Origin of the sequence: Mycobacterium sp. 2YAF39, from assembly GCF_052114565.1 — a bacterium.
Classification (GTDB): domain Bacteria; phylum Actinomycetota; class Actinomycetes; order Mycobacteriales; family Mycobacteriaceae; genus Mycobacterium.
In genome coordinates, this window is the sequence record NZ_JBFREZ010000008.1 from 1 (window position 1) to 25894 (window position 25894).

The 25894-nt window shown below is 64.9% G+C and carries 28 protein-coding genes; 13 read left to right on the forward strand and 15 right to left on the reverse strand.

From position 1 onward, the window contains the following. Positions 1 to 177: 177 nt before the first annotated feature. Both AB4Z42_RS21545 and AB4Z42_RS21550 read right to left on the reverse strand, forming a co-directional pair. Positions 178 to 393 carry a hypothetical protein gene (locus AB4Z42_RS21545; RefSeq protein WP_442011265.1) on the reverse strand — a complete coding sequence of 72 codons (216 nt, stop codon included), beginning with the start codon at positions 391 to 393 and terminating at the stop codon, positions 178 to 180. A gap of 140 nt (positions 394 to 533) precedes the next feature. Further along, positions 534 to 1202, reverse strand: a complete 669-nt coding sequence (locus AB4Z42_RS21550) for a response regulator transcription factor (protein WP_442011266.1) — start codon at positions 1200 to 1202, stop codon at positions 534 to 536. A 132-nt stretch (positions 1203 to 1334) separates the two neighbouring features. Between AB4Z42_RS21550 and AB4Z42_RS21555 the strand changes: the two genes are divergently transcribed. The 3 genes from AB4Z42_RS21555 (at position 1335) to AB4Z42_RS21565 (ending at position 3478) form a co-directional block, all read left to right on the forward strand. Then, positions 1335 to 1616: a GlsB/YeaQ/YmgE family stress response membrane protein gene (locus AB4Z42_RS21555; RefSeq protein WP_442011267.1), complete on the forward strand. Its 282-nt coding sequence runs from the start codon at positions 1335 to 1337 to the stop codon at positions 1614 to 1616. 137 nt (positions 1617 to 1753) lie between these two features. Beyond that, positions 1754 to 2131: an STAS domain-containing protein gene (locus AB4Z42_RS21560; protein ID WP_442011268.1), complete on the forward strand. Its 378-nt coding sequence runs from the start codon at positions 1754 to 1756 to the stop codon at positions 2129 to 2131. A 123-nt stretch (positions 2132 to 2254) separates the two neighbouring features. Next, entirely contained in the window at positions 2255 to 3478 is a 1224-nt protein-coding gene (locus AB4Z42_RS21565) for a sensor histidine kinase (protein WP_442011269.1), read from the forward strand. Positions 3479 to 3581: 103 nt separating this feature from the next. Here AB4Z42_RS21565 and AB4Z42_RS21570 read toward each other — a convergent pair whose 3' ends face one another. Then, positions 3582 to 4085, reverse strand: a complete 504-nt coding sequence (locus AB4Z42_RS21570) for a nuclear transport factor 2 family protein (RefSeq protein WP_442011270.1) — start codon at positions 4083 to 4085, stop codon at positions 3582 to 3584. 17 nt (positions 4086 to 4102) lie between these two features. Next, positions 4103 to 4480 (reverse strand): nuclear transport factor 2 family protein, encoded by a 378-nt coding sequence (locus tag AB4Z42_RS21575; protein ID WP_442011271.1) that lies wholly within the window; start codon positions 4478 to 4480, stop codon positions 4103 to 4105. A 428-nt stretch (positions 4481 to 4908) separates the two neighbouring features. Between AB4Z42_RS21575 and AB4Z42_RS21580 the strand changes: the two genes are divergently transcribed. The 3 genes from AB4Z42_RS21580 (at position 4909) to AB4Z42_RS21590 (ending at position 8360) form a co-directional block, all read left to right on the forward strand. Next, a complete protein-coding gene (locus AB4Z42_RS21580; RefSeq protein WP_442011272.1) occupies positions 4909 to 5724 on the forward strand; it encodes a hypothetical protein in 816 nt (271 codons plus the stop codon). Between the two features lie 6 nt (positions 5725 to 5730). After that, complete coding sequence (locus AB4Z42_RS21585) at positions 5731 to 6786, forward strand: cyclase family protein (RefSeq protein ID WP_442011273.1); 1056 nt, start codon at positions 5731 to 5733, stop codon at positions 6784 to 6786. 188 nt (positions 6787 to 6974) lie between these two features. Then, positions 6975 to 8360 (forward strand): class I tRNA ligase family protein, encoded by a 1386-nt coding sequence (locus AB4Z42_RS21590; protein WP_442011274.1) that lies wholly within the window; start codon positions 6975 to 6977, stop codon positions 8358 to 8360. A 24-nt stretch (positions 8361 to 8384) separates the two neighbouring features. Here AB4Z42_RS21590 and AB4Z42_RS21595 read toward each other — a convergent pair whose 3' ends face one another. Together AB4Z42_RS21595 and AB4Z42_RS21600 are read right to left on the reverse strand one after the other, a co-directional pair. Beyond that, complete coding sequence (locus tag AB4Z42_RS21595) at positions 8385 to 9722, reverse strand: adenylate/guanylate cyclase domain-containing protein (protein ID WP_442011275.1); 1338 nt, start codon at positions 9720 to 9722, stop codon at positions 8385 to 8387. 48 nt (positions 9723 to 9770) lie between these two features. Beyond that, on the reverse strand, positions 9771 to 10586 hold the full coding sequence (locus AB4Z42_RS21600) for a transglycosylase SLT domain-containing protein (RefSeq protein ID WP_442011516.1): 816 nt from the start codon (positions 10584 to 10586) through the stop codon (positions 9771 to 9773). A gap of 220 nt (positions 10587 to 10806) precedes the next feature. Here AB4Z42_RS21600 and AB4Z42_RS21605 point away from each other — a divergent pair, with 220 nt between their 5' ends. Then, a complete protein-coding gene (locus tag AB4Z42_RS21605) occupies positions 10807 to 11202 on the forward strand; it encodes a Dabb family protein (RefSeq protein ID WP_442011276.1) in 396 nt (131 codons plus the stop codon). Here the strand turns inward: AB4Z42_RS21605 and AB4Z42_RS21610 are convergent. Beyond that, entirely contained in the window at positions 11199 to 11354 is a 156-nt protein-coding gene (locus tag AB4Z42_RS21610) for a hypothetical protein (protein ID WP_006241027.1), read from the reverse strand. The genes AB4Z42_RS21605 and AB4Z42_RS21610 overlap by 4 nt on opposite strands. A 176-nt stretch (positions 11355 to 11530) precedes the next feature. On the opposite strand from AB4Z42_RS21610, the gene AB4Z42_RS21615 reads away from it, so the two are divergent. Further along, a complete protein-coding gene (locus AB4Z42_RS21615; protein ID WP_442011277.1) occupies positions 11531 to 12811 on the forward strand; it encodes an acyl-CoA dehydrogenase family protein in 1281 nt (426 codons plus the stop codon). Between the two features lie 9 nt (positions 12812 to 12820). Here the strand turns inward: AB4Z42_RS21615 and AB4Z42_RS21620 are convergent, their stop codons facing one another. After that, positions 12821 to 13222: a nuclear transport factor 2 family protein gene (locus tag AB4Z42_RS21620; RefSeq protein WP_442011278.1), complete on the reverse strand. Its 402-nt coding sequence runs from the start codon at positions 13220 to 13222 to the stop codon at positions 12821 to 12823. A gap of 23 nt (positions 13223 to 13245) precedes the next feature. Between AB4Z42_RS21620 and AB4Z42_RS21625 the strand changes: the two genes are divergently transcribed. Next, positions 13246 to 13437: a hypothetical protein gene (locus AB4Z42_RS21625; RefSeq protein WP_442011279.1), complete on the forward strand. Its 192-nt coding sequence runs from the start codon at positions 13246 to 13248 to the stop codon at positions 13435 to 13437. Here the strand turns inward: AB4Z42_RS21625 and AB4Z42_RS21630 are convergent. Then, a complete protein-coding gene (locus tag AB4Z42_RS21630) occupies positions 13434 to 13946 on the reverse strand; it encodes a hypothetical protein (protein ID WP_442011280.1) in 513 nt (170 codons plus the stop codon). The two genes, AB4Z42_RS21625 and AB4Z42_RS21630, sit on opposite strands and share 4 nt — an antisense overlap. A gap of 170 nt (positions 13947 to 14116) precedes the next feature. Here AB4Z42_RS21630 and AB4Z42_RS21635 point away from each other — a divergent pair, with 170 nt between their 5' ends. After that, positions 14117 to 15667 (forward strand): hypothetical protein, encoded by a 1551-nt coding sequence (locus AB4Z42_RS21635; protein ID WP_442011281.1) that lies wholly within the window; start codon positions 14117 to 14119, stop codon positions 15665 to 15667. A gap of 28 nt (positions 15668 to 15695) precedes the next feature. Here AB4Z42_RS21635 and AB4Z42_RS21640 read toward each other — a convergent pair whose 3' ends face one another. The 5 genes from AB4Z42_RS21640 to AB4Z42_RS21660 are packed head-to-tail and all read right to left on the reverse strand — an operon-like array spanning position 15696 to position 21474. Continuing rightward, positions 15696 to 16436, reverse strand: a complete 741-nt coding sequence (locus AB4Z42_RS21640) for an SDR family NAD(P)-dependent oxidoreductase (RefSeq protein WP_442011282.1) — start codon at positions 16434 to 16436, stop codon at positions 15696 to 15698. A gap of 31 nt (positions 16437 to 16467) precedes the next feature. Then, complete coding sequence (locus AB4Z42_RS21645) at positions 16468 to 18108, reverse strand: dipeptide ABC transporter ATP-binding protein (RefSeq protein ID WP_442011283.1); 1641 nt, start codon at positions 18106 to 18108, stop codon at positions 16468 to 16470. Further along, entirely contained in the window at positions 18105 to 18986 is an 882-nt protein-coding gene (locus AB4Z42_RS21650; protein WP_442011284.1) for an ABC transporter permease, read from the reverse strand. The genes AB4Z42_RS21645 and AB4Z42_RS21650 overlap by 4 nt, the downstream gene beginning before the upstream one ends. Next, positions 18983 to 19951 carry an ABC transporter permease gene (locus AB4Z42_RS21655; RefSeq protein ID WP_442011285.1) on the reverse strand — a complete coding sequence of 323 codons (969 nt, stop codon included), beginning with the start codon at positions 19949 to 19951 and terminating at the stop codon, positions 18983 to 18985. The genes AB4Z42_RS21650 and AB4Z42_RS21655 overlap by 4 nt, the downstream gene beginning before the upstream one ends. Further along, positions 19948 to 21474, reverse strand: a complete 1527-nt coding sequence (locus AB4Z42_RS21660; protein WP_442011517.1) for an ABC transporter substrate-binding protein — start codon at positions 21472 to 21474, stop codon at positions 19948 to 19950. The genes AB4Z42_RS21655 and AB4Z42_RS21660 overlap by 4 nt, the downstream gene beginning before the upstream one ends. A gap of 135 nt (positions 21475 to 21609) precedes the next feature. Between AB4Z42_RS21660 and AB4Z42_RS21665 the strand changes: the two genes are divergently transcribed. After that, positions 21610 to 22143 carry a hypothetical protein gene (locus AB4Z42_RS21665; protein ID WP_442011286.1) on the forward strand — a complete coding sequence of 178 codons (534 nt, stop codon included), beginning with the start codon at positions 21610 to 21612 and terminating at the stop codon, positions 22141 to 22143. Here AB4Z42_RS21665 and AB4Z42_RS21670 read toward each other — a convergent pair. Continuing rightward, positions 22140 to 22901 carry a 3-oxoacyl-ACP reductase family protein gene (locus tag AB4Z42_RS21670; protein ID WP_442011287.1) on the reverse strand — a complete coding sequence of 254 codons (762 nt, stop codon included), beginning with the start codon at positions 22899 to 22901 and terminating at the stop codon, positions 22140 to 22142. The genes AB4Z42_RS21665 and AB4Z42_RS21670 overlap by 4 nt on opposite strands. A gap of 216 nt (positions 22902 to 23117) precedes the next feature. Between AB4Z42_RS21670 and AB4Z42_RS21675 the strand changes: the two genes are divergently transcribed. Beyond that, on the forward strand, positions 23118 to 24146 hold the full coding sequence (locus tag AB4Z42_RS21675; protein WP_442011518.1) for an NAD(P)H-dependent amine dehydrogenase family protein: 1029 nt from the start codon (positions 23118 to 23120) through the stop codon (positions 24144 to 24146). A gap of 9 nt (positions 24147 to 24155) precedes the next feature. Then, the gene (locus AB4Z42_RS21680; RefSeq protein ID WP_442011288.1) at positions 24156 to 25892 is read left to right on the forward strand and encodes an Hsp70 family protein; all 1737 of its coding nucleotides are present in this window, start codon (positions 24156 to 24158) and stop codon (positions 25890 to 25892) included. Positions 25893 to 25894 lie beyond the last annotated feature (2 nt).

A 25894-nucleotide genomic window follows, 5' to 3' on the forward strand; every position in this document is an offset into this window, starting at 1 on the left:
CGATGAACTGGTCAAGACCGCCGCCCGAACCAGCCGCGGCGAGGTAAGAAAGAAACGGGCCGCCCGCACCCGCGAGCAGGCCTAACACCACACAGAGTGTCAAGGATCAACCGAACTAGATCGGTCAACCATCACCCGACTCTGAACAGCCCCACGTCTGAGGTATGCGCGTCCTCGTCAGGCTGCTGTTATCTGCGACGCGGGCAGGTAGGACGCCGACCATGCGATGAAGTCGCCTCGGTGCTCACGGGGAGCTCCGATCCGCACGTCTGCAACGGCCTCCCCGGCCCGGCGGGCAAGGATGTGAATCTCGGCGGTGACGAAATTGTTGATGTGCACGGGGTGCATGTTGACCGGTACCGCGACCTCGACGGCCTTCCAGTGACCATTCACGACGATGTCCTTTCGCCTCGGTGAGTGGCGATCGGATTACCGTGACGCCGCTGCTCGTATATGGAGTGGCTCCGCACTGCGGGAACCGTTACGAGCAGTGTTGGTCGGTGATCTTGGAGCTTTCTAAACGCGACGAAAGCTTACGGACCGCCCTTCCAATGCTCAATGCGGTTGTGATCGGGTGTGAAGCCGTGCTTAACGCCCCATAGGACGGCTTGGGTGCGGCTTGATACGTCGATCTTGCGGTAGATCGTGCGGATGTAGGACTTGATCGTGTTGGGGCTCAGATAGGTCAACGCCGCGACTTCGGCATTGCTTTTCCCCTGAGTAATTAGGGCCAGGATCTCTGATTCCCGGTCGCTGAGCCCCTCACCGCGGCCTGGCCAGTCGAGCCCGACCGCGCTGCGGGCCCGGGGCGGGATGTCGCTGATGACGGTTTCGCCGGCGTGCACCGCCTCGAGCGCGGCGACGAGTTCGCGGGCGGGCAACGTCTTGGAGAGGTAGCCGTGGGCGCCGTGATCCCGGGCACTGGCGATCAGGTCAGGGTGAAAGTTCCAGGTGTAGACCACAACTCGGCGTGCACGTGGGTTGGCAACCAGGTGGGCGATCTCATCGTGATCGGATTCAGGTTGGGCGAACGAGTCGTAGAGGACGATGTCGACGGCATCTTCGAGACCCATGTTCGTGTCGATCTCTGCGACGACGACGCGGTCGCGGTACCGGTCGAACATGTTCGCCACGCCCATCAACACGACATCGTAGTCGTCGACGAGGGCAACGGTGATCGGAGTTTTCGGCGGCGATGCCATGAACCTCAGATTACCTACCTAGGGGTGTATTAGCACCCCCCTTAGGGGTGTTGAACTGATGTCGGTGTCGAGCACCCGCCCGCCCGACCGATCCAAGCCCTCAGTCAGCGCTGAATAGAAAGGCTCACAGCCATGATCGGACTAATCGTCAGCATCCTCGTCATCGGACTTCTCGCTGGCGCGCTCGCGCGCCTGCTCGTTCCGGGCAGGCAGAACATCTCAGTGGCCATGACTATCGTCCTTGGGGTCGTAGGTTCATTCGTCGGCGGCTTCCTCGGATACCTGCTCTTCCACAAGGACAGTGCTGAGGGCTTCCTGCAGCCGTCCGGGATCATCGGCTCGGTTATCGGAGCCGTTGTCGTTCTACTGATCTGGCTCCGCGTCGGAGGACGCAGCTCGGTTCACAACCGCTAGTCGGTTCGGGCACAACAAAGATCGGCTCGAGATCGTCTGGGTCGGTCTTTGTTGTTGCTCACTCGCCAAGTAGGAGCCCACCAGCGTCATTCGTACGTTGAGAGGTAAATATGAACAGCCAAAACGCAGATAGTGCAATGCCACTCGGCGATGCCGCCTACAGCGCTCCGCCGGCGGCGGGCTTCAGTGTCGTCGAGAAATGGGTCGAGCGCACGGTAGTCGTGGCGGCCGCGGGAGACCTGGACCTGGCGACGGTGCCCGAGCTGGCCGATGCGATCCAAGCCGCGGCACGAAAGGAGCCGACGGCGCTCATCGTCGATCTGTCTCGACTGGACTTTCTGGCATCGGCGGGAATGAGCCTGTTGATCGAGGCACATCGGGATATAGAACCCAAAGCAAGATTCGGCGTTGTTGCGGACGGTCCGTGCACCAGTCGGCCGCTCAAGATGATTGGCCTGGACTCCATCTTCGACCTGTACTCAACCCTCGACGAAGCGTTGGCAGAGTTTCAATGACCGCAAACTGCTGGAGTACATAGCGAACGATGGATCGTAGAAGCGCTCGACGGAGGCGATGTCGTTATCCGACGACCATTTGCTTCTGTGGTGCGATAGCCAGCGGTCAAGTACCGTCTCGGCATGTTCAGACGCGCGGCGGAAACGGGCGCAGGGCAGCACGCTGAGGGTGCTGCTTTCCGAGGCCTGCTGCTGCAGTTCGTTCTGCGCGTTCTGATGGTGTCTTTCATCTTCTTCGCGCTGTTGTTACAGCCGCCCGGTACCTACCGCTGGCCTTACGGGTTGCTCTGGATCGCCTACATCGCCGTCACTATTTCTTGGGGTTTGTGGGCGCTGCGGCCGGCCAATCGCGCCGGGGTCGAGATGCGGCGTTCGATTGCATTGATCATGCTGTTCGCGGATGTCGCTGTGGTTTCCGTACTTTCAGTGGAAACAGGCATCAGCTCGCCTGACACCTGGACTTCCGATGTGCTGCACTATGGACTATTTCTTGTGCCGCTGATAGCGGCGGCGCAGCTTGATCCTTTCGTGAGTGCGGTGATCGCCGTCCCCACGGTCGTCGCATTCTTTGTCGTGAAATGGGTCGACCAAGCTGCCAATGGTAATGAGCCTTGGGGTTCGATACTCACGAAAACGGCAGTTCTGTTCGGGCTCGCGGCCGGGTCGGTCGCGGTGTCGTGGATCCAGCAATCGAAAGAACGAACCATCGCCAGTCTGGCTCAAGAACGCAGTCACCTGCTCGAAGAGGTCGTAAACCTGGAAAAGCGCGAAAGGCAGTCTCTGTCAGAACGATTGCACGATGGAGCACTGCAGTACGTTCTGGCGTCCCGGCGGGAGATGGAAGAGGTTCGGGAAGGATCCACCGAAGCGATGGACCGCGTCGACTTGGCCCTCGGTGAGACCTCCCGGCTGCTTCGCGACGTGGTACGCGAACTGCACCCCGAGGTGCTGGCACGGGCGGGGCTTCGGGCAGCGATCACCTCACTGGCAGACGGCATCGCGGCGAGCTCCAACCTCTCGGTCCACGTCGAGGCTGACAGCTGGCCCGACGACTCCCGTACCGACGCCGATCATCTGCTCTACAGCGCGGCGCGAGAGTTCTCGACGAATGCGATCAAGCACGCCAAGGCAGAGAACTTGAGGTTCCTATTGCAGCGATCCGACGGGCGAGCGATGTTGCGTATCGCCGATGACGGCGTGGGTATTCCACCGGAGCGTCTCGCGCAGAGCGTCGAGAACGGTCACATCGGGGTCGCGTCGATCCGCGCCAAGGTATTGGCACTCGGTGGTGACCTGGACATCGACGGTTCCGTCGGCACTGAGATCGCGATTTCCTTGCCGTTGTGATCTAGCGGCTAGCGGCGGCCGCCCTCATCCGCTCTGGGCGCGTCGTACCGCTGGGCCGCGCATTCTCACCCGACACCGTGGACGCGGGTTCGAGCCTCGCCCATCACACTCTGTTCAGCACGGCGTACGACGGGTCGGTGCGGTCGCGGCGGCCGTCGTCGCGGCGCGCCATCTCCGTGACTTCCCGGACCTCGTCGAAGTCGAATATGGTCTGACGTTTGTCGATCCGCCACTGGCCGTCCCGCCGCGACCATTCGTCGAGGTAGCGACCCCACACCCTGATCTGCACGACCTTGTCGTCCTGCATCAAGCGCGTCGCGGAATGGAAGTAGGTTTCACTGCCGGCGCGGTCACCGGCGAGGGCAATGATGCTGTTGCTGACCTGATGTGAATGGTTGAGAGTCAGCAGATGCGACGCGCAGATGAAATCGATGACACCGCGTCCGTCGCCCTGGTAGAGCGACTCGCCGTAGTCCGCGGTCGCATCCGCGTGAAACACCCCGTGTCCCAGCGGAATATCCAATCGGTCCACAGCACGGCAATAGCGGTAGATCTGCTCTGTGATCGCCTGCCGGTCCAGCAGATCCCGTATCTCCGTTTCGACCATCGGGGTTGTCCTCCCAGTCAGTAGGTGTCGAAGGCCGGCAGGTCGTTCCAGCTGGGCCACGTCGTCTCCCAGATTCGGGTGATCCGGCCGTCCTTGAAGGTGGCTATCAACACCACCTCGATACGCGTGGGACTCTCGCTGGGGCGGCTGGTCGTGATCCACACTCGCCCGGCGACTCTGTCCTCGGCCTCCACCCACGCCTCTTCGTCGTACTCGATCGCGTAACTGATCGGTGTCGCGTAGATGGTGCGGTGACTGGCCGAGAACTCGTCGAAATTCTGGGTCACGCCGTTGGAATACATGACGAACGACGGATCGTAGAATCGGTCAATAGCGGCGCCGTCTTTTCCGACCACCATCTGCTCGAACATCTCTCGCAGTACGGCGACACTCATGGCGATTAGTTTCTTGGCAGCGGTAGGCCGTGGTCAAGTACCGCTGCGGCATGGTAGGTCGCGCTGTCATGGATCCAGCAGACGAAAGAACGGACGATCGCCGGCCTGAAGAACGCAGCCGCCTGCTCGAAGAGGTCGTCAGCCTCGAAAAGCGCGAAAGACAGTCCCGGTCCGAACGATTGCACGATGGAGCGCTGCAGTACGTGCTGGCGTCTCGCCGGGAGATGAAAGAGGTTCGCGAAGGATCCACCGAAGCGATGGACCGAGTGCACCAACCTCGCGGTTCACGTCGAGGCTGACAGCTGGCCCGACGATTTCCGTGTTCCGCCGGGACCGAGGCCGCAATTTCCCTGCCGGTGTGACGCCCCAGCCGCCTGATGTGATCTAGATTTGACGCCGTCATCCCCGACGACGAGGGCAGGGTACGCATGACGCCACAACAGCGTCGGTTCAGTGTGTCGAAGGTCCTCGACGGTTTCCTGGATTCTCCGCTATCGGGTATCGCGCCGTGGATCCTGCTGTCGGTCGTGGGCAGCCCCGGCCACTACGAGGCCGCCATCGCGATCGCGTTCGGGTTCTCACTCGTCATCCTGTGGGCGGGCCGCCGTCGTGGAGACCGGCTGCATTCGCTGACCGTATTCGGCGTCGTCTTCTTCGGCGTGCTGTTAGTGGTCAGGGTGTTGGTCGGCTCCGGTGTCGAGACGTGGCTGAGCGCCTGGACGGGGGAGATGTCCAACATCGCGCTCACCGTGTTCGCCGTGGGCACCTTGGTGCTGCGCCGACCCTTCACCTTGTCCTACGCGAAGGATATGACGCCCGAGGAGTTCTGGGAGACACCGGGTTTCCTACGGGTGAACTTCGTCATTACCGCGGTATGGGCTGCCGCGTTCGCACTCTGCGCCGTATTCGGATTCGTAGGGATCGCCTTGCTGCACGACTCCGACAACTTCTGGACGGGATGGATATTGCAGCTCGGCGCGACATTCTTCGCGATAGCCTTCACCGACGCGTACCCCGACTACGTGGGGGCCAAGTTGGACAGGGAGTCAGGGCACTCGAACCAACCGGTGCCGTCGCTGCTTCCAGTAGTGGACTGGATACCGATGTACGTCCTCGTCGCAGGCGTCATCGGCTGGGTCATCGACGAGGTTCCTGACTGGCTTGCGATCACGCTCATCGTGCTCGGCGCAATAGGATCGGCGGTTGTGCGACGCTTCGCGCGGGCCAGCGACAGCGAAGGCTAGGTCGCGATGTCGAACGACGAGACCGGCGAGACTGCCGGACGGGTGTCCCGCAGACAAGTGCTGTACCTGGGGAGCGCGTTCGCGGCGGGCGCGGTGTTGATTCCGCCGTTCGCACGTGCCGACGAACCGATCCCGGCGCCGATCACCGACGATGCGTCGTTGGAACGCGCCCTGCCTGCCTTGTCGAACTGGGGCCGATGGGGGCCCGACGACCAGCTCGGCACCCTCAACTTCATCACCGTCGAAACACGTTTGGCAGCGGCCGCCCTCATTCACTCCGGGCGCGTCGTACCGCTTGGCCGCGAATTCTCGCCCCAGACACCGCGCTTGCGTGACTTCCACTATGAGATGCGCACGTTCAAAGACGACGCATTGCCCGAAGAAGCCGCCTCCATCGACATCGTCGGCATGACGTGCCACGGGTTCGCTCTCACCCACATCGACGCGCTCTGCCACTACTTCACACCACCGGGGCCGTATTGGACCCCGACGGGCGCCCAAGCCATGTACAACGGCTACCCGGTCGGCGACGTCACCCCAAACGGTGCATTGAAGTTGGGCATCGAGCACGTAGGCGCCATGGGGATGGTCGGGCGCGGAGTCCTGCTCGATATCGCCGAACTGCATGGTGGCCCATTGCCATTGGGCACGATCATCACCGTCGCTGGCCTCGAGGCCGCAGAACGGGCCCACGGCGTGAAAGTCGGTGAAGGCGACATCGTGTTCATCCGCAACGGAGCAGGTCCGGACAACACCTTCCAGCATGGCAGCGGACTGCACGCCGAATGCCTGCCATGGCTGCGTGATCGGCGCGTTGCCGTCTTGAGTAGCGACTCCGACAGCGACGTCCACCCGACAGTCCCGGGTTTCAACAAATGGACCCTACCGATGCACATGGTGGGCATTCCGTACATGGGTCTGCAGATCCTCGACAACACCGAACTCAATGGCCTTGCTCAGGCCTGCGCCCAAGAGGGTCGCTGGGAGTTCTTCCTCAGTGTCGCGCCATGGCGTATGCGCGGCGCAACAGGCAGCGTCGTCAACCCGCTGGCGATGTTCTGATCCGGCTGAAGCGAGGCTCGATTCTCTCGTAGGAAACGCGGGGGCGAGACACCTCCACCGATCGGGGGACAGACACTTCACCCTGCCGAGGGGCCGATCGGCGGATACCGGCCTGACCTGGGCGCTCATAGCGTTTGCGGTGACGAAAACCGCTGCTACCAGCGCTCCACGAAAGCAGGAAACTATCCATGAACGTGCGGCACACCGACATCATTTTCACGCCGCCACCCACTCCCGACGGCGGGCTCCACGTCGGCCACGTATCTGGGCCGTATCTGCGCGCCGACCTCAATCGACGGCTACTGAACGCCGTGGGTGGTCGAACGGCGCATCTGTCGCACATCGACAACTATCAGACGTACGTGACCACGAAGGCCCGTGAGTGCGGCAAGGACACCAAACAGTTCCGCACGGAGATGTCCGCATTGATCCGGTCCGACTTCCGCGGGTTCGGAATACATTTCGATCAGGTCATCGACAACACCACCGACGACTATCGTTCCTACCTCGCCGGCGGTCTCGTTGAACTGTTCAGCGACGAGCGGGCGATCCGGCGGCCGGAGTTGGTCGGCCAGGATGCACGATACGGAGCTGTCGAAGCATTTGTCTCCGGCATATGCCCGACGTGTCTGCAGCGTGGTTACATCAATGTGTGCGAGAACTGCGGCAATCCCATGGATCTCGCACGTGCGATAAGCCCAATCGAGGAGTCCACAGGATCGACCGAATTCGTGGAGATCAACGACTCGTCGCTGCCCACGGTGTTGGTGATCGATGACGAAGATGTCGCCTGGTTTCAGGGCATGCACCGCGAAATCGGTTCAGACAGCCCGCTTCTCCAGGGATTCATCGACGAGCTGGAACCCAGCTGCATCCCTCTTACGTTCCGTAGTGACTACGGCTACATGGTGGCACCGGGAAGAGTTGTCAATCCCTGGTTCGAAATCTTCTTCGCGCACTGCTATGCGCTGGGACAGCTTCTCGGTCTGCCAGCGGACATCAGCTTCGATCAGCTCAGGGACGAGTTGGCACGGATCGAGTTCCGGCCCCGGATCACCTACTACTTCGGATTCGACACGAGCTACTACTATTGCGCCCTGTTCCCGCTCCTGGCCCACATCCTCGACATTCCCGCGATGATGCCAGATACCCTGAAAGCCAACAGGTCTCTGCGAATCAACGGCAGCAAAGTGTCCTCCAGCCGCGGCAACGTGGTCTGGGCGCATGACCTAGTGTCACGAGATTCGGCGATTGCACTCCGGGGGGCACTGGCGACGGTGTCACCCGAAGCGGCCGAGCTCGACTTTCGCGAGGAGATGCTTCCGACGTGCTCCTCGTGGCCGGAGCCAGACGAGTCGGCGAGGCCCATCTTCGAGGATCCGGCCACCTTGACCGGCAAGAACTTCCGATCCAACCTCGAGCGGTTGGCCTGTCCCGAGCGGTTCTCCGTAGCCGCTCTTCTCAACCGGATGGGCAACGCGGTGGATTTTGCCGAATCTGACCGCGCATTCGACGCCGAGCGCGTCGAACTACTGGGAATGGTCGCGCATTTGCGCACTATCCTCGAGATCTAGTCGACAGGGTCGGCTGCCGTGGGGTCAGTTGTGCACTGCGAGGACGGGCCATCGGTCGGGTACGCCTTTGAGCTCATAGCTTCCGCGGTCATCGAAGGCGAGGCCTGATCCCAGGACCAGCGGGGGGACCGCGCCTGATACCAGAACCTCATCAGGTCCGGCGATGCCCATGATTCGTGCCGCGATATGCACGGCGATGCCGTGTACATCGTCGTCCTCGACCTCGACCTCACCGGTGTGCAGGCCGGCGCGAATGTGAAGTCCGAATTTTCCGACCGCATCGCGGATCGCACACGCGCAGTTGATCGCCCGCGCAGGCCCATCGAAGGTCGCCAGTGCTCCGTCGCCGGTGAACTTGACGATCCTGCCCCGCGCATCGATGGCTTCGCGCTCGACCGCCCGGTTGTGCGCGGCCAGGATCGAACCCCATTCGTGATCACCGAGAGCCGTTGCGCGCTCGGTCGATCCGACGATGTCGGTGAACAGCACCGTCGACAGCACCCGGTTGGTCGGTCTGGAGCGTCGGCCCCCGGTCACGAACGCTCCTATTTCGTCGAGCACCCGCTCGGAGTCACCCGCGAACCATTCATGGTCGTTGCCGTCGAGCGCCACCCGTCGCGCATTGGGGATCCGATCCGCCACATACTTTGCGTGACCGGCGACGACAAATCGGTCGTCGCGTCGATGCAGAACCAGCGTGGGCGCCTGGATGCTCTCCAACACCGGCCGCATATCGGTGTGTTGGAACAAGTCGCTGACCGCCTTGAAATATCCGCGCCCGCCCGCCAGCCGTTCGCCGCGGCCATACCAGCGTCGTTTTGCCGCATCCTTTCGCCAGCTCGGCGCCAGCACCTCGATCGCCGCGCCACTTCCGGCGGTCTCGCCGACGAGGTCGGACAACCTGTCCAGCGCTTGCTCGGGAATGGCGAACGGCTGATCCGGCGTCCGCAGGAAGTACGCGTAGGGACTCCACAACACGAGCGATCTCACCCGTTCGGGGTGGGTCGCCGCCAAAAGCATTGCCGGAAGAGCTGATCCCGCCATCGCGAACACCGATGCGCGTTCGCTGCCTGCGGCATCGAGCACTGCGATGAGCCCGTCCGTCCACCCCTGCATCGCCGGACGTTCGTAGATCGGCACCGCATCCGAGCTGCCGACCCCCAGCAGATCGGTCAGGATCAGTCGGCCGAACGAGCCGAGACGACGCAGAAGATCGGCCACGGTGTAGTCGTCCCAAATCAGGTCGATGGGAAACCTGGGCGTGGGTACGAACAACAGATCGGGACCCGCGTTGTCTACGACCTGATAAGCGAGGTGGGCGTCAGCATCTCGCGCGTAGACGGTTTCGGGGATGGCCGTCATGTCAAGATCATGACAGGCAACCGGGTAAAGCGCCTGCTAACCGCGCCGTTACTGCGGGTGGTCGGCCAGATAGGCCCCGACCGGGATCGGTGTCATCGATTCGTACCCGATCGGCAGCAGTACGTCGCCTTCGGTGGTGCGGTAGTAGACATCCCAGCGGTAGTAGCCGCTGAAGGCGGCCGGATAAGCAGCCAGCACTTGGGCATAGTCGTTGACCGCACGCACGTACCGGTCGGAGTTGTTGTACCGGAAGATCGCGTTATCGCGATTGTTGGCAAAGTCATTCGCGGCGAGATAGCGCCCCGCTGCCATGATGCTGTCACGAAGCGAGTGGATGTCTCCACCGTCGCCGTAGGCCTCGAATGTGGACGGCAGGAATTGCATTGGGCCTTGTGCACCGGCTGTGCTGGTGCCTTCGATACTGCCGAAGCGCGTCTCGATCAGATGGATCGCGGCCAGGTAGTTCCACGGGACGCCCGTAGCGGCCTCCGCTTCGCGGTAGTGAGCCAGCAACGCATCCGCCGGTGCCGGGGGCACTATCCGCCACGCGGGGACGGTGTCCTTCACCTCGGTCATCGGATACAGCTGACGCCGGGCGTCGACGTTGAGGTCGTAGGTCGCGATGAGCCACGGTGGAATTCGGGGACGGATGATCGGATCCCATTCAGGCGTGCGCCCGATGGCACGGTAGGCGGCCTGCTGCCGGTGTGCGGCGGTGGTGAGTGCCGGCTCCTGCGTGGCCGGGTCGCGTAGCGCCTGCTCGTCGGCGACCAGCTCGTCGGCCAGCTGTGCGGGGTCGGTCGCAATCCTGGGCTGGGCGCCCGCTGGCGCTGCCGGCGGACCTGGTGAGGTGGGCTGGTCCATTGTTCTCGCCGGGACGGTCGCAGGTGGCCCCGACGCCGTCGGCGAAGATGACGGATCCGACGGCGTGCTGTGCGCGCAACCCACCAGCAGGCAGGCGCCGGCGGCGAAGACCGCCGCGGCACGTCGGCGCCGACTAGCAGTGCCTGACCGTTGTCCGCTCACCGGCCGAGTCTGTCGTATCGGCCCGCTGCCTGGAGGCGATCGCGCTAGGTTCGTGAGAATGACTGGACGCACGCACGCAGCTGGAATAACGCATGTGGTGGCGTTCAGGTACAAACCGACAGTCACGCAACAACAACGAGCCGAAGTCATGAGGAGATTTCTCGCGCTGAAGGACGACTGCAAGCGCGAGGGCAACACCTATATCGCGTCGTTGATCGGCGGAGACTGTGCTGAGAGCCTAGAGGGCCTCACGGCGGGCTTCGAGCAGACCTTCATCGTCTCGTTCAACGACCGCGACGATTTCGAGTTCTACTTGGGGCCACCCTTCGCATCGCCGTTCGATACGGCTCATGACGACTTCAAGAAGTTCGCCATCCCGTTGCTATCCGTCGATGAAGACGGAAAGACGAACGGGGCGATGGTGTTTGATTTCGTGGCCCCGCGCGCGGGCTAGAACCAGACTTTTCGACCGCCGACGGGGCGGCCCACCGCGCCGAGAATCCACAGCACGACGCCGACTACGACGAGGATGGCGCCGATGGTGTAGAGGATCGAGAGACTGGTGAAGTATCCGATGAGTAGCAGGATGATGCCGAGCACGATCATGGTTGAACCTCGATCTTCTTCGTTGTGCCAATGGGACTTCTGCACGACTGGGTTTGCCGGATCCGTCAATTTCAAACCATCTCCAGCCGATTCGCAGGTAGAGCAGGTGCGGGGCGTACCGTCAGCTTGTTGACACACTGACGTCGGCGGCGCCGGCGAAGGTCGAGGAGGACTGCATGGCTTGGGATTTCAGCACCGAACCGGAGTTTCAACGCAAACTTGACTGGGTCAAGCAGTTCTGCGAAGAGAAGGTCGAACCGCTCGACCACGTATTTCCGCATGCGGTGCGCCTACCCGACCCCGCAGTGAAGGCCTATGTGCGCGAATTGCAGCAGGAGGTCAAGGATCAGGGTCTCTGGGCCATCTTCCTCGACGCCGAACTGGGCGGCCCGGGGTTCGGGCAACTCAAGCTCGGTCTGCTCAACGAGGTCATCGGGCGCTATGCGGGTGCGCCGCACATGTTCGGGGCATCGGCTCCCGACACCGGCAACATGGAGATGCTCGCCGCCTACGGCACCGAGGAACAGAAGGAGCGCTGGCTCAAGCCACTGCTCAATCAGGACATTTTCTCGGCGTACTCGATGACCGAACCGCAGGGCGGCAGCGACCCGAGCTTGTTCAAGACCCACGCCGTCCAGTTCGGCGACGAGTGGGTGATCAACGGGGAGAAGTGGTTCACCTCGGCGGGCCGCGTCGCCGATATTCTGTTCGTGATGTGCACCAACGGGATGTTCGTGGTGCCTCGCGACACCCCGGGTGTGGAGATCATGCCCGAACCCCGCAACCACAACCACATCGTCTACCGCGATGTGCGGGTGCCACTCGACCATCTTCTGGGACCGCCGAATGGCGCAAAGATATTGGCGCAGCGCCGACTTGGTGGTGGCCGCATCCACCACGCGATGCGCACCATCGCGCAGTGCAACCTGGCTTTCGACATGATGTGCGAGCGGGCACTGTCGCGCGAATCGCACGGCAAGATCATCTGCGACCATCAGCTGGTGCAGCAGAAGATCGCCGAGTCCTACGCGGCGATCAAGATGCTGCGGCTGTTCGTGCTCGAGACGGCCTGGAAGATCGACAACACCTCGACGCAGGAGGCGCGCACCGAGATCGCCGCCGTCAAGTTCACGATGGCCAAGGTGCTGCGCGAGGTGTCGTTCAACGCCTTGCACATCCTCGGTTCCCTTGGCACCACGGACCTGACGCCCATCCAGGCGATGTACGCCGCCGCACCGACGATGGGTATCGCCGACGGCGTTGACGAGGTGCACATCGCCACCGTCGCCCGCCGGGTCCTGCGCGATTACCGCCCGCACGAGGGCAACTTCCCGACCGAGTTCCTGCCGTACAAGCGCGAAGACGCGCGCAAGAAGATGCAGGCCGTGCTGGACGCCCGCCCCGAATTGGCGGCTTCGGCCGAGGCGTACCAGAAGTACCTGGAACGTCGGCGCTGAAGGTTGGCGCTAGGCGCTACCTTGTCGAGCCAGCGCGGCGGCCAGCAATTGCGTGTCGGGCTGGATGGTCTCCTCGGCGAGCCTGCCCCACGAGATGCGGGCGAATTGCACGGCGCGGTAGACCAACTCGCCGTCCTGTGTCGCGTTGTAGCGGGTCGCGATCCGGGTGGACCACGGCCCGCCCTCCACGATGACGTTCTCCGGTTCGAAGCGCAGGCGCGGGAAACGCACGAACAGCTCGCGCAGCCACCCGCGGAGCGCTTCGGCGCCGTGGAGGTCCACGGCCAGCGCGTGATCGCCGAGGAACACGAAATGCACATCGTCGGCGAGGGGCAGATCGTCAACCCGATGGTCAGACAGTCGCTGCCATCCGGTCATCGCCGCCTTACGCACGAGCCGCCGATAGATCATCTTGTGAACCGTAGGGTGAAGGCATGCGGATCGCCATCATTGTGCTGGGCCTGCTGGTCGCGTTCTTCGGTGTCGTGTTCACCCTGCAGGGCTTCGGCGTCATCGTGAGCGACAGTCCGATGACCAACACCACCACGTGGTCCGTCCTTGGGCCGATCATCGCGGTGGTTGGCATAGCCTTGGCCGTCGGCGCGTCGCGCCGCCGCCGTCCTTAGCGTTTGGCTGAGCCGGTCAGTTGTCCGCCGTCGGCGGCCTGAAGCAGGCAGATGACGGTGCTGGGCAGCGGGTTGGCCGACGTCCGATCCTGATTCGAGTCGATGAGATACGTGACGGTGTAGGTGTCGCCGGCCGCGCGGCCGGTGTACTCGGTGACAGCGCCACCACATTGCTTGTCGGCGACATCGGCAACCGCGTCGTCCACCTCCACCGGAGCGCGGAGAAAGACCTCCCCGGCGTGCGGGTTCGTGCAGTCGACGAGGCCGACCGATACCTCGCCGAGGTCGACGCGAGGGAGTGCCACCAGGCAGTCGCCGACATCGAGGTCGAACCAGTCCTTGGCTCGCGATTCTGGTGTGGCCGGTGGGGCGGGAGCGATGGTTGCTGTCGATGTGACCGCGGTCTCATCTGTCGACGTCGCGACCACCGACTGGCCGCCGGAACCGCAGGCCACCAGGGTCAGTGCAGTGGTCACGGCCCACGCCAGCCGAACGCCCCGGTTCCTCATCGCCCGCCTCCTCGGTCTGTGTGTAACACCTCCGTCGGACCAGCGATGAACCTTCTGAGAACGGAGCGCGCGACTGCTTCTGTTTCCAGGCAAGCCCCTCGGGGCGACGGTTTTCTGGCGGCAGTGGTGAACCGCAAACTCTTTCCTGAATGACCGAAGGAGTCGTAGACGTGGGTACACCCCTCGAGATTTGCTCGAAGCGCGGCGTCGTTGCCGTGCTGGCATCGGGCATCGTGATTTCACTGACGGCGCTCACCGGAGGCATCGCCCCCGCGCTGGCCCAGCCCGGCGATGACACCGGCGCGACGACGACCGTCGTCGCTCCGGAGCCGGAAGCGACGGCTCCTGTCGAGGAGGCCCCGCAGGCCCCCGCCGAGGCGCCGGCGCCGGTCCCAGTTCCGCTGCCTGAGGCGACGGCAACCGCGACGGCCGAGGCAACGGTGGAAGCGCCCACGACGACTGTCGCTCCTCCGGTGACCACGGCCGCGCCCACTGAGGCCGAGGCGACGACTGCCGAGCAGGCGCCCGCCACCACGACCGCGCCGAGCACGGCGGCTTCGACTCCGAGCGAGACGCCCGTGACGACGTCGGCTCCGGCCGAGACCACCGCAACGTCGGCGACCTCGACCGCGCCCTCGGCCACCACGTCGGGGACCAGCGCGACCCCGTCGTCCAGCAGCACAGAGACCTCGACCAGCGGGTCGGCCACGGCAACCGAGACGAGCGGCGAACAGTCCGACACCCCGACGGTGTCCATCACGCAGGCCGCCAAGATCGAGACCGTGTTGCCGCAGACGCTCGAGGCTCCGGCCGCAGACGTCGAACTGGCAAGCAAGGCAACGATTGTCGACGAGACGATCCCTGCTGCCGCGCCCGAGCCGGATCTCGCATCATTCTCGAACTCGATCCAGACCAGCCTGAAGATCCCCGGCCTCGACGTCAGCACCAGCGCGACGACGAACTTCGCCGTGGACCCGCCGACCGAGCTGATCAGCCCGGTGAAGCAGTGGCGGCCGGACTGGGTGCAGTACGACGAGTACTACCGTCCGATCATCCTGAACCCGTACCCGGACCCGGTGCGAATCGTCTACATGTACGAGATGCAGCCGCGGATCATGATCGTCCCGCCGATGGGCCGGATGATGTTCGAGGCGGCCCAGTACGCGGCCTACAACTTCACCGCCGCACTGCTGAGCCCGGTCGTCGCGGCTGCCAACGTCGCGCAGACGGTGTCCAACATCGCGGTCGGCAGCTTCTTCGGCGGTGGCTACTACCCGGGCGTCGGCATGCCGCCGCCTCCGCCGCCGCCGCCGGTGATGCGTTACGACAACGTGCCGGTGATGGTGAACTACTCGAACGCGCAGTACGAGCCGTTCCGGGTGCGACAGATCGTCGACGTCGGCGATGACCCCCAGTTCGGTGAGCGCAAGGTGCTGCTCGACGGCGTCACCCCGGCCTGGGGTGTGTGGAACGAGGGCAACGGCGGTGAGCGGGCGTTCGAGGTGCACCGCACGCAGCAGTTCCCCGGTCTTGCCGCACCGGCCGAGGGCCCGTTGCCTGGCGACTACCGCCTGAAGCTGGCGTCGGACGAAGCACCGACGGACGGCCTGTCCGGCAGGGACATCTTCCTGATGGTGTCGGCCGGTGTCATCGGGACGCTCGGCTTCGGCGCGATCGGTTTGGCCTTCTTCCTCGGACGTCGGAGGAACCAGGCAATCTGAGTCAGTCAGTCTGCGGAAGGGCGCCGGTTCAGCCGGCGCCCTTTCCGTTGTCCACGCGATAGACGGCGCCGTGGATAGCTGCGGCGTCGTCACTGGCGAGGAAGGCAACGGATTTCGCGACGTCGACGGGATCCATGAAACCGCGCGGTGATGCGATGCGCAGGATCAGATCCCAGTCGGCGTTCTCGGGGGCGGTGAACTCGGTCGCCTGCGGGGTCGGCATCCCACCCGGGCAGATCGCGTTCACCCGGATCTTCTCCTTGGTGTACTCGACGGCCAGCGCGCGGGTCAGCCCGACCAGCCCGTGCTTGGCCGCGCAGTAGCCCGCCGAGTAGACCTCACCCTCCACGCCGGCGATGGACGTGACGTTGACGATGTTGCCGTTGGTCTCGAGAAGGTGGGGCAGCGCCGCACGACAGAGGTAGAACGGGCCGTTCAGGTTCACCGCGAGGTCGCGGTCCCACTCCTCGTCGGTCATCGTCGTGGTGTGGCGCATCTGGTGGAAGCCCGCCACGTTCACCAGCACGTCGAGGCGGCCGAACGCATCGACGGTCTGCGCCACGGCGTCCTTGCAGGCGTCGGGAGACGAGATGTCCACCGACGCGTATTTCCCGCCGGGCACGTCCTCGAAGACCGTCGCCATCTCGTCGGCTCGACGAGCGATGCCGAACACCGATGCGCCGCGTTCTGCGAAAACCTGCGCCACCACCGCGCCCAATCCCGATGATGCGCCCGTGATCAATGCGACCTTGCCGCTCAGCTGAGTCATGGCAAGACCATCTCATGCGACCGATGGACGCCTACGACGAGACCCGCGGCCGCTCCGGCGGAACGGCCGCCAGCAGCGCGCGCGTGTATTCGTGCTCGGGTGCGGCGAACAACTCGGCGGCGGGACGGTACTCGACGGCCACGCCGTCGCGCATGACCAGGACATCGTGGCTCACCTGCTGGACCACGGCGAGATCGTGTGCGATGAACAGATACGTCAAGCCAAGGTCGCGCTGCAGGGACGCGAGCAGATCGAGCACCCGCGCCTGCACCGAAACATCCAGCGACGCCGTGGCTTCGTCGAGGATGAGCAGCTCGGGTTCGCCCGCCAGCGCACGAGCGATGCTGACCCGCTGGCGCTCGCCGCCGGACAGCTCGTGAGGATATCGGGAGGCGAACGACGTTGGCAGACCGACGAGTTCGAGCAGTTCGTCGACTCGCTGCCTACGCCCGGACTTGCCGTCCCTGAGGCGGTGCACATGCAGCGGCTCGTCGATCGCCGTGCCGACCCGGGCGCGGGGATTGAGAGTGGAGAAGGGATCCTGGAACACCAGACCGATTCGCCTGCGCAGTGCCTTCTCGTCGGATCTGCGCACCCCGATCACGTCCGACGTTCCCAACGTCGCGGTGCCTGCGTCGGGTTTGATCAGGCCGGTGAGTGCCGCGGCCACGGTCGACTTACCCGAACCCGATTCTCCGACAAGGCCGAGTGTGGTGCCGCGCCGGATCTGAAATGACAGGTCCTTCACCGCGTGGACGACCGACTTGCCGACCGGTGTGGTCACGTCGAAACGCACATCGAGACCGTCGACGGCGAGCTGGGGCCCCCGCCGCTGGGCAGGGGATGTCTCGGCGTCGGCGGCTGGTGCTGGGGGACCGCTGGCGCCAACGACGGGGCGGGCCGCCAGGAGTTCGCGGGTGTAGGAGTGCTGCGGACGATCGAACACGTCGGTGACGGGCGCCTGCTCCACGGCGTTCCCGTCCTGGAGGACCGTGACGTCGTCCGCCACCTGGCCGATCACGCCGAGGTCGTGGCTGATCCACACCACCGCAGTGCCGAAGTCGCGTTGCAGATCTTGGACCAGGTCGATGATCTGTGCCTGTGTCGTCACGTCCAGCGACGTGGTCGGTTCGTCGGCGACCAGCAGTTCCGGATCGCATGCCATGGCGATCGCGATCATCACGCGCTGCTTCTGCCCGCCCGACAGCTGGTGGGGGTAGGCGTGCAGGCGCGTCTCGGGATCGGGCAGGCCGACCGCCTCCAACAACTCCAGCGCCCGCTCGTGTGCCTGTCTGCGTGTCATACGGCGATGCGTCTCAAGGGATTCGGTGATCTGCCGGTCCAGGGTGAGCAGCGGGTTGAGCGATGTCCCCGGATCCTGGAACACGAAGCCGATCCGGCTGCCGTGAACACTGCGCAGCAGCCGGTGAGAGGCGCCGATGAGTTGGGTGTCGCCGGACTCACCGGCGAGCGTGCTCGTACCGCTGACCGCGGCGCCGGGAGCGTCCAGCAGTCCGGTCGCCGCGAGCACGGTCATCGACTTGCCGGATCCGGATTCGCCGACGATGCCCAGCGTCTGCTCGGGCTCGACATCGAACGAGAGACCGTGCACGATCTCGCGCCTGCCGATCCGCACCCGCAGATCGCGCACACTCAGAACCGGGCCGCTCACTGCTTCCTCCGCGCTTCGATCATGGTGCGCTGCTTCGGATCCAGGACATCGCGGAGCCCGTCGCCGACCAGGTTGAACGCCAGCACGGCAACGAAGATCGCCGCGCCGGGGAAGATGGCCATCCACCACGCCATCGTCACGAAGCCCTGCGAGTCGAAGATCATCCGCCCCAGCGACGGCTGCGGCGGCTGGATGCCGAGGCCGAGGAACGACAGCGCCGCTTCCGCGAGGATCGCGAAGGCCAGCGACAGAGACGTCTGCACCACCAGCGGTCCGGCGATGTTCGGCAGGATATGACGGCCGAGGATGTACAGGTGGCCGGTGCCCATCGTGCGCGACACCGAAACATATGGTTCCACACGCACACTCAGCGTGCTCGCCCGGGAGACACGGGCGAAGATCGGTGTGTAGACGATGCCGATCGCGAGGATCGTGGTCGTCATGCCGGGCCCGAGGACAGCCACCACCGCGAGCGCGAGAAGCAGCACGGGGAACGCGAACATGACGTCGACCACGCGCATGAGCATGGTGTCCAGCAGGCCGCCCCGGTATCCGGAGACGATGCCGATCGTGACGCCGACGACGACCGCGATCGCCACGCTGATGACGGCCACCCGCAGCGACGCCTGCGTCGCGACAAGTACACGGGACAAGACGTCGCGGCCCAACTCATCGGTCCCGAACCAGTGCGCACCGCTCGGCGGCTGCAACGCGTTGGGCACATCGACGTCGTTCACGCCGTACGGCGCAATCCAATTCGCGGTCACAGCGACGACCATGATCGCGAGGAGTATGACCGCACTGACGAGGGTGACCGGGTTGCCGACCAGCAGGCGCCAAGAGGACACCCGGGTGCCGGTATCGGTGGCGGTCGTCATGACAGTCGGATCCTCGGGTCGATGACCGCGTACAGCACATCCACGATCAGGTTGATGAGCAGGAACAGCACGGCGATCAGCAGGACGGCGCCCTGGATGACCGGATAGTCCCTTGCGGCAACGGCGTTGTAGACCAGACGGCCCAGACCGGGCCAGGCGAACACCACCTCGACGACGATGACACCGCCGAGGATCGTCGCGAGTTGAATCCCGGTGATGGTGAGCACCGGGATGAGGGCATTGCGCACCGTGTGACGGAAGGTGACGACTCGCGGGGCTAGTCCCTTCGACCTCGCGGTTCGCACGTAGCCCATCGAGGCGACCTCCAGCACGGCGGAGCGCACATAGCGCGTCATGATCGCCGCAGCCACCAGTCCTACCGTCAGCGCGGGCAGCACGATGTGCCGCAACCAGCCCGCCGGGTTGTCAAGCAGCGGTTGATAACCCGAAGTCGGTAGCCAGCCGAGTGTGGAGGCGAACAGGGCGATGAGCAGAATGCCCATCCAGAAGTCCGGGATCGACACCCCGAACTGGCTCGCGACCCGAATGATGGCATCGCTGATCCGGCCCTCGTGCAATGCTGCCCAGATGCCGGCGGGCACGGCGATCAGGAGTGCGACAAGGATGCCGACCACGGCCAGCGAGACGGTCGCAGGAAGTCGCTCGAGCAGGATCACCGTCACCGGATCGCCGTTGCGGAAACTGACGCCGAGGTCTCCGGTCAGTGCCGAACCGATGTAGGAGAAGAACTGTTCGACGATCGGCTTGTCGAGCCCGCTCGCGGCCCGCAGCGCGTCGTACGCCTGCGGGGTGTAACGCGTGCCCAACGCGATGCGCACGGGATCGCCCGGCACGAGGTGTACGAGCGCGAACACCACGACGAGGACGCCGAGCAGGACGACCGCCGAGTACAGCAGTCTGCGCGCCAGGAAGCGGGCGATCGGGTGAGTCACCAACCGGGTCACTGTGTCTGGCTCCCCGCGAGTTCTGTGGTGCGGAACCGGATCGCGCCGTCGCGACGGGATTCGAAGCCGGACAGACTGGTGGTCCACGCCTGGATCACCGACGGGTTGTACAGGAAGATGTAACTCACCTCGTCCGCGATCTTCGTAGCCGCCCTATGGTAAATGTCCCCGCGCGCTTGGCGATTGGACTCGACCCGGCCGGCGTCGAGCAGTCGGTCGACTTCGGGGTCGGAGAACTTCTGCGCGTTGCTGGTGCCGTCGGTGTGGTGCTGCGCGTAATAGAAGTCGTCGGGGTCGATGTTGCCCAGCCAGCCCATCATGAGCATGTCGAAGTTTCCGTTGTTCTGCTCGTCGAGCCAGGTGGCGAAGTCGACGGTGCGGATGTTCACCGTGATACCCAGCGGCGCAAGGTTATCCGCGATGACCTGCGCGGCCGTCACCGTCTCCGGGTACTCGCTGGTGACCAGCATGTCGAGATCGGTGTCCGTCACACCGGCGTCGGCCAGGAGGCTCTTGGCCTTGTCGATGTCGTAGCCGTAGCGGTGGTATTCGGTGTACCAGGGATTGCCTTGGGGGATAGCGAGCTGATTCCCGGCGGCGGTTCCGTAGGAAGTGGCCGCCACGATCGCATCGCGGTCGATGCCGTAGGCGATGGCCTGACGCACCCGCACGTCGTTCCAGGGTTTGCGTGCCTCGTTGAGCGCGAGGTACCAGTAGTCGTTGCTCGCGGTGACCGCCAGGTTGATCGAGTCGTCGTTGCGCAGCTGCGATACCCGCTGTGGCGGGATCGCATCGGTCCAGTCGATCTCACCGGCCTGCAGCGCAGAAAGCGCCGTCGTCGGCTCGGAGATGAAGCGGAAGGTCACGCCCGACACATCGGGTGGGCCGCCCCAGTACGACGGGTTCGCCTTGAGCGTGATGGAATCCCCGCTCTTCTGGCCGCTGAACGCGAATGGTCCCGTGCCGATCGGATGGGTGGCGATCTGACCGCTTTCGACATTGCGGCGCTGCACGATCGCCATGCCCTTGAACCCGCCGAGATTCGTCAGCAGGTTCGGCGTCGGCTGCTTGAGCCGGATGACGACGGTATCGGCGTTCGGCGCACTGACATCGGTTACCGCGCTGAACTTGTCGGCGTTGGTCAACTGCTCGTCGATGATGCGGCGATACGAGTACACGACGTCGTCCGCGGTGAACGGGCTCCCGTCGTGGAAGGTGACGCCCGAGCGCAGGCGGAAGGTCCAGACGAGTTGGTCCGGGCTCACGCTCCAGGACTCGGCAAGCGCCGGTTTCATCTCGAGGTTGGCGTCGGGCTCGACGAGCGTGTCGAAGACGTTCTCGAGCACTTCGAACGAGAAGTACGCGCTGGTCTTGTGCGGGTCGAGCTGATCAGGTTCGCCGGCGATCGCGGCGACCAGATTGCCGGACGACTCGCCGCCGAGGTCGACCCGTTCCCCGGTCGAGCACGAGGTCAGGCCCGCCAACAGGGTAACGACAGCGACCAGCATCAACAGTCGTCTCATCGCCATCACCCCGAACGCTTCTACCCGCTTGCCGCGGTCCTTGAAACGCCCGGGCGCGGCAAAGGGCTGACGGGCATGCCCGCGCACTGAGATACTCAACGACAATCGTCGTCCGCCGGCCGAAGGGTGCACATCGTGAGGTCCATCCGGGGGCTCGTCGTCGCCCTCCTCGGCCTGGTCACAGTCCTCGGACTCGCCGGATCCGCTCAAGGGCAGGGCAACGTCAAGGCGCCGGGTGTGCCAGAGGGGTCCTACAACGTCAACATCGACGGGCAGGCGGCCACCACGTGGCAGATCTCCCCGGTCTGCGTGCCGACGGTCGGCAACCTGCGTGATCCGCTTCTTCTGCCCGTCGCGTGCCGCCTACATATAACGCCGGCCACCCTGCCGGCCGGCGAGGCGATCATGGTCGGAAATCAGTGGCAACTCGATTACCCCTACCTCTCTCGCACCTGTCCCGACGGCAGCACCGCCCCTCAGGAGACCATCTACCGATTCGACCCGTATTCGTTGGTCGGGTCGATGAAGGTCATTCACGGCGATGAATGCGGTGACGCGCCGGCGATGGTCGTCGCACCGCTGACGTTGTCCTTCAACGCGCCGCCGCCGGACCCGATCACCCAGTACCCGCTGCTCTGCGAACCGGGCGGCTTGCGTCGCTGCTTCTAGACGGTGAATCCGCCGTCGACGTTCCAGTGCGCACCGGTGATGTATCCGGTGTCGGGGCCGGCCAGATAGGCGACCACGCCCGCGACATCGCTCGGCTGACCATAACGCCCGCCTGCCGTGACTTTCTTTGCCAATGCGGCGAATTCGCCTTGATCCGGGTTCATGTCGGTGTTGATGGGACCGGGCTGGATGTTGTTGACCGTGATGCCGCTGGGCCCGAGGTCGCGGGCCAGGCCGCGGGTCAGGCCCGCGACGGCAGCCTTCGTCATCGCGTACACCGCCAGTCCGGGACCCGGGACCTGGTCGGCGTTGATGCTGCCGATGTTGATGATGCGTCCGCCCTCGCCGAGATGCGCCAGCGCGGCCTGGATCGCGACGAACACCCCGCGGATGTTGATCGCGACCATCTTCTCGAACTGTTCGGGTGCGAAGGTCGCGGCATCGCCCAGTATGGCGATGCCCGCGTTGTTGACCAGGATGTCGAGCCCGCCGAGTTTGGCGACGGTCTCCTCGACCGAGCGGGTCACCTGTGCGGGGTCGGCAGCGTCGGCCTGGATCGCCACGACCGTCGCGCCGTCGGCCGCGACCTCGGCGGCGAGTTTCTCGGCCTCCGCAGTCGACGCGCCATAGGTGAATGCGACAGCGGCACCGTCCGCGGCCAGCTTGCGCACGATCTCGGCACCGATACCGCGCGACGCCCCGGTGACCAGTGCCCGGCGTCCTACCAAGGGCTTTACGTTCCCGCTTGCTGATGTCATGGCGTGGATAATGCCGCACGAGCGCGAAACATTCCCGGCGGTGTCCGCGCACGACGCTTGATTTGGACCCATGGCGGAGCCAGGGGACGGTCTCAACGCCGCTGAGCCTAGGGTGATCAGCGAGGCAGGGGGCCGATCGAAAGGTGTGGACATCGCGTGACTACTGACTCCCACAAGAAGCGGATCGTCATCTGGGGCACCGGCTTCGTCGGCAAGATGGTGATCGCCGAGATCGTCAAGCACCCGTTGTTCGACTTGGTCGGGGTCGGGGTGAGCAATCCCGACAAGGTGGGCCGTGATGTCGGCGAGGTCTGCGGCCTCGACTCGACGCTGGGCCTGACCGCGACCGATGACGTGGACGCGCTTATCGCGCTCAAGCCCGATGCGCTGGTGCACTACGGGCCGACCGCCGCGCACGCCGAGGAGAACATCGCCCTGATCACCCGCTTCCTGCGTGCGGGCATCGACGTCTGCTCGACGGCGATGACGCCGTGGGTGTGGCCGACGATGCACCTGAACCCGCCGAACTGGATCGAACCCATCACCGAGGCCTGCGAGCTGGGTGAATCGTCGTGCTTCACCACCGGCATCGACCCCGGCTTCGCCAACGACCTGTTCCCCATGACGTTGATGGGCCTGTGCTCGGAGGTCCGCACGGTGCGGGCGTCCGAACTGCTGGACTACACCAATTACACCGGCGACTACGAACGTGAGATGGGCATCGGGAGGCCGCCTGAGAAGAAGGCCATGCTCGAGACTCCGGACATCCTCGTATTCGCCTGGGGCGGAACGGTTCCGATGATTGCGCATGCGGCGGGCATCATGCTCGACGAGATCACCACGACGTACGAGAAGTGGGTGACACCGACCGAGCGCAAGTCCGCCAAGGGCGTCATTCCGGCGGGCCACGTCGCTGCCGTTCGGTTCACCATCAACGGTGTCTACAAGGGTGAGACGCGAATCCAGCTCGAGCACGTCAACCGCATCGGCGACGACGCCGCACCGGACTGGCCGACCGGCAACCAGAACGACGTCTACCGGGTCGACATCGAGGGGACGCCGAGCATCTTCCAGGAGACCGCATTCAGGTTCACCGACGGGTCCGGACGCGATGCGGCCGCCGCCGGTTGCCTCTCCACCGGTCTGCGTGCGCTCAACGCGGTGCCGGCCGTCAACGACCTGTCGCCGGGTTGGGTGACCGCACTCGATCTGCCGCTGATCTCCGGCGCCGGGACGATCCGCTGAGGAACGCCGATGACTGACGGAGTAGGGCTCTCGGTAGGGGCCTCCAACCTGGCTGCCGTGATCGTCGGCCGGACGGCGCTGTCGCGTACCTCGGTCCTGACCCGCTATCCCCACCGCCCGCCCGAAGTGGGGGTGCCGAGTGAGAACCCCAACCTCAACGAGCGCGGCTTGATCCTCACCGACTTCGTCGATCGCGTCGGCGACCCGGTCGGGATCGTGGCGGCCGACGGTTCGACGCACCTGGCCGACGGTGTGCTCGCCGACGCGCTGCGCGCACTGCTCCTGGCACTCGGGACGCCGGAAGGTCCCGTCGCGGTCACGTATCCGGCGCACTGGCGGCCGGCGGCGGTCGACGGCCTTCGCAACGCGTTGTCCGCGCTGCCAGAGTTCGGCCAGCCGAGCCCCGCGCCCGTCGTCTCCGACGCCGCGGCCGCATTGACGGCGTTGCGGGACGACCCGGGAGTACCGACCCGCGGCGTCATCGCGCTGTGCGACTTCGGCGGCACCGGGACGAGCATCACGCTGGTCGACGCCGCCTCGGATTACGCCCCGCTGGCCCCGACGGTCCGACACATCGATCTGTCCGGTGATCTCGTCGACCAGGCGCTGCTGACCCATGTGATCAACGATCTGACGGCCGCGGGCACCATCGACGTGTCCAGCACGTCGGCGATCGGCGCCCTCAGCCACCTGCGGGTGCAGTGCCGCGGCGCCAAGGAGCGGCTGTCGACAGCGAGCGTCACAGCGTTGTTGGTCGACGTGCCCGGGCACCGGGGTGAGGTGCGGCTGACCCGCACCGAGCTCGACGACGCCGTACGGCAACCCGTCGCCGAATTCGCGGGCGTGCTGCAAGACACGTTGGAGCGCAACGGTGTTCGTGAGCTGGCAGCGGTCGCGTCGGTGGGCGGGGGAGCGCGGATCCCCATCATCACGACGGCGCTGTCGGAGCGCTTCCGGGTGCCGGTCATCACGCATCCACAACCCGAGTTGACCGCGGCGATCGGTGGTGGTCTGGCCGCTGTGCGTGCAACGGTCGGCGACGACAACACGGCGATGGCCGCGGCCGCGCCTGCTGCGGCCGCGACCGCGATGGTGCCCGAAATCGCTCCGATACCCGATGAAGCCGCACCGTCGGGCACGGTCGGTGCATTGGCGTGGTCGGACGCCGAGGACGTTCCGGACGTGGCGCCGACCGATCCGTACGACTATGACTCGCCCGCCGATGCGGGCATCGACGACGTTCGGCCAGACATCCAGTTCCAGCGTGACGCGCACGAGGACCAGCCCTCAGCGCGGTCGCTGCCGTGGTACCGCCGCCCAGAGATCGCGATGGGGGCAGGCATCGTCGTCGTCCTGGCCGCGCTCGGGGCGGCCGTCCTGTTCGTCCTGCACACCGGCGACACGCCTCCAGCCCCGGCTTCGAGCACCGCACCCACGCCGACGCCGGCCACGAGCGTCGCGCCACCTCCGACATCGGAGACGCAGGCGCCACCGCCGGAGACAGTCACGGAGCAGGCACCACCGCCGCCCGTGACGGAGACGGTCACCCCACCCCCGTCCGAGCCGCCGCCACCGCCGACGACCACTGAGCCGCCGCCCCCGCCGCCGACCACCACGGCGCCGCCGCCCACGACCACCGCGCCACCCCCGCCGACGACTCAACCGCCACCGGTCATCCCGACGCTGCCCTACGAGACCATTCCCGGCCTGCCGTTCGTCCCGAACCCGGTACAACCGGCGCCGTAGCG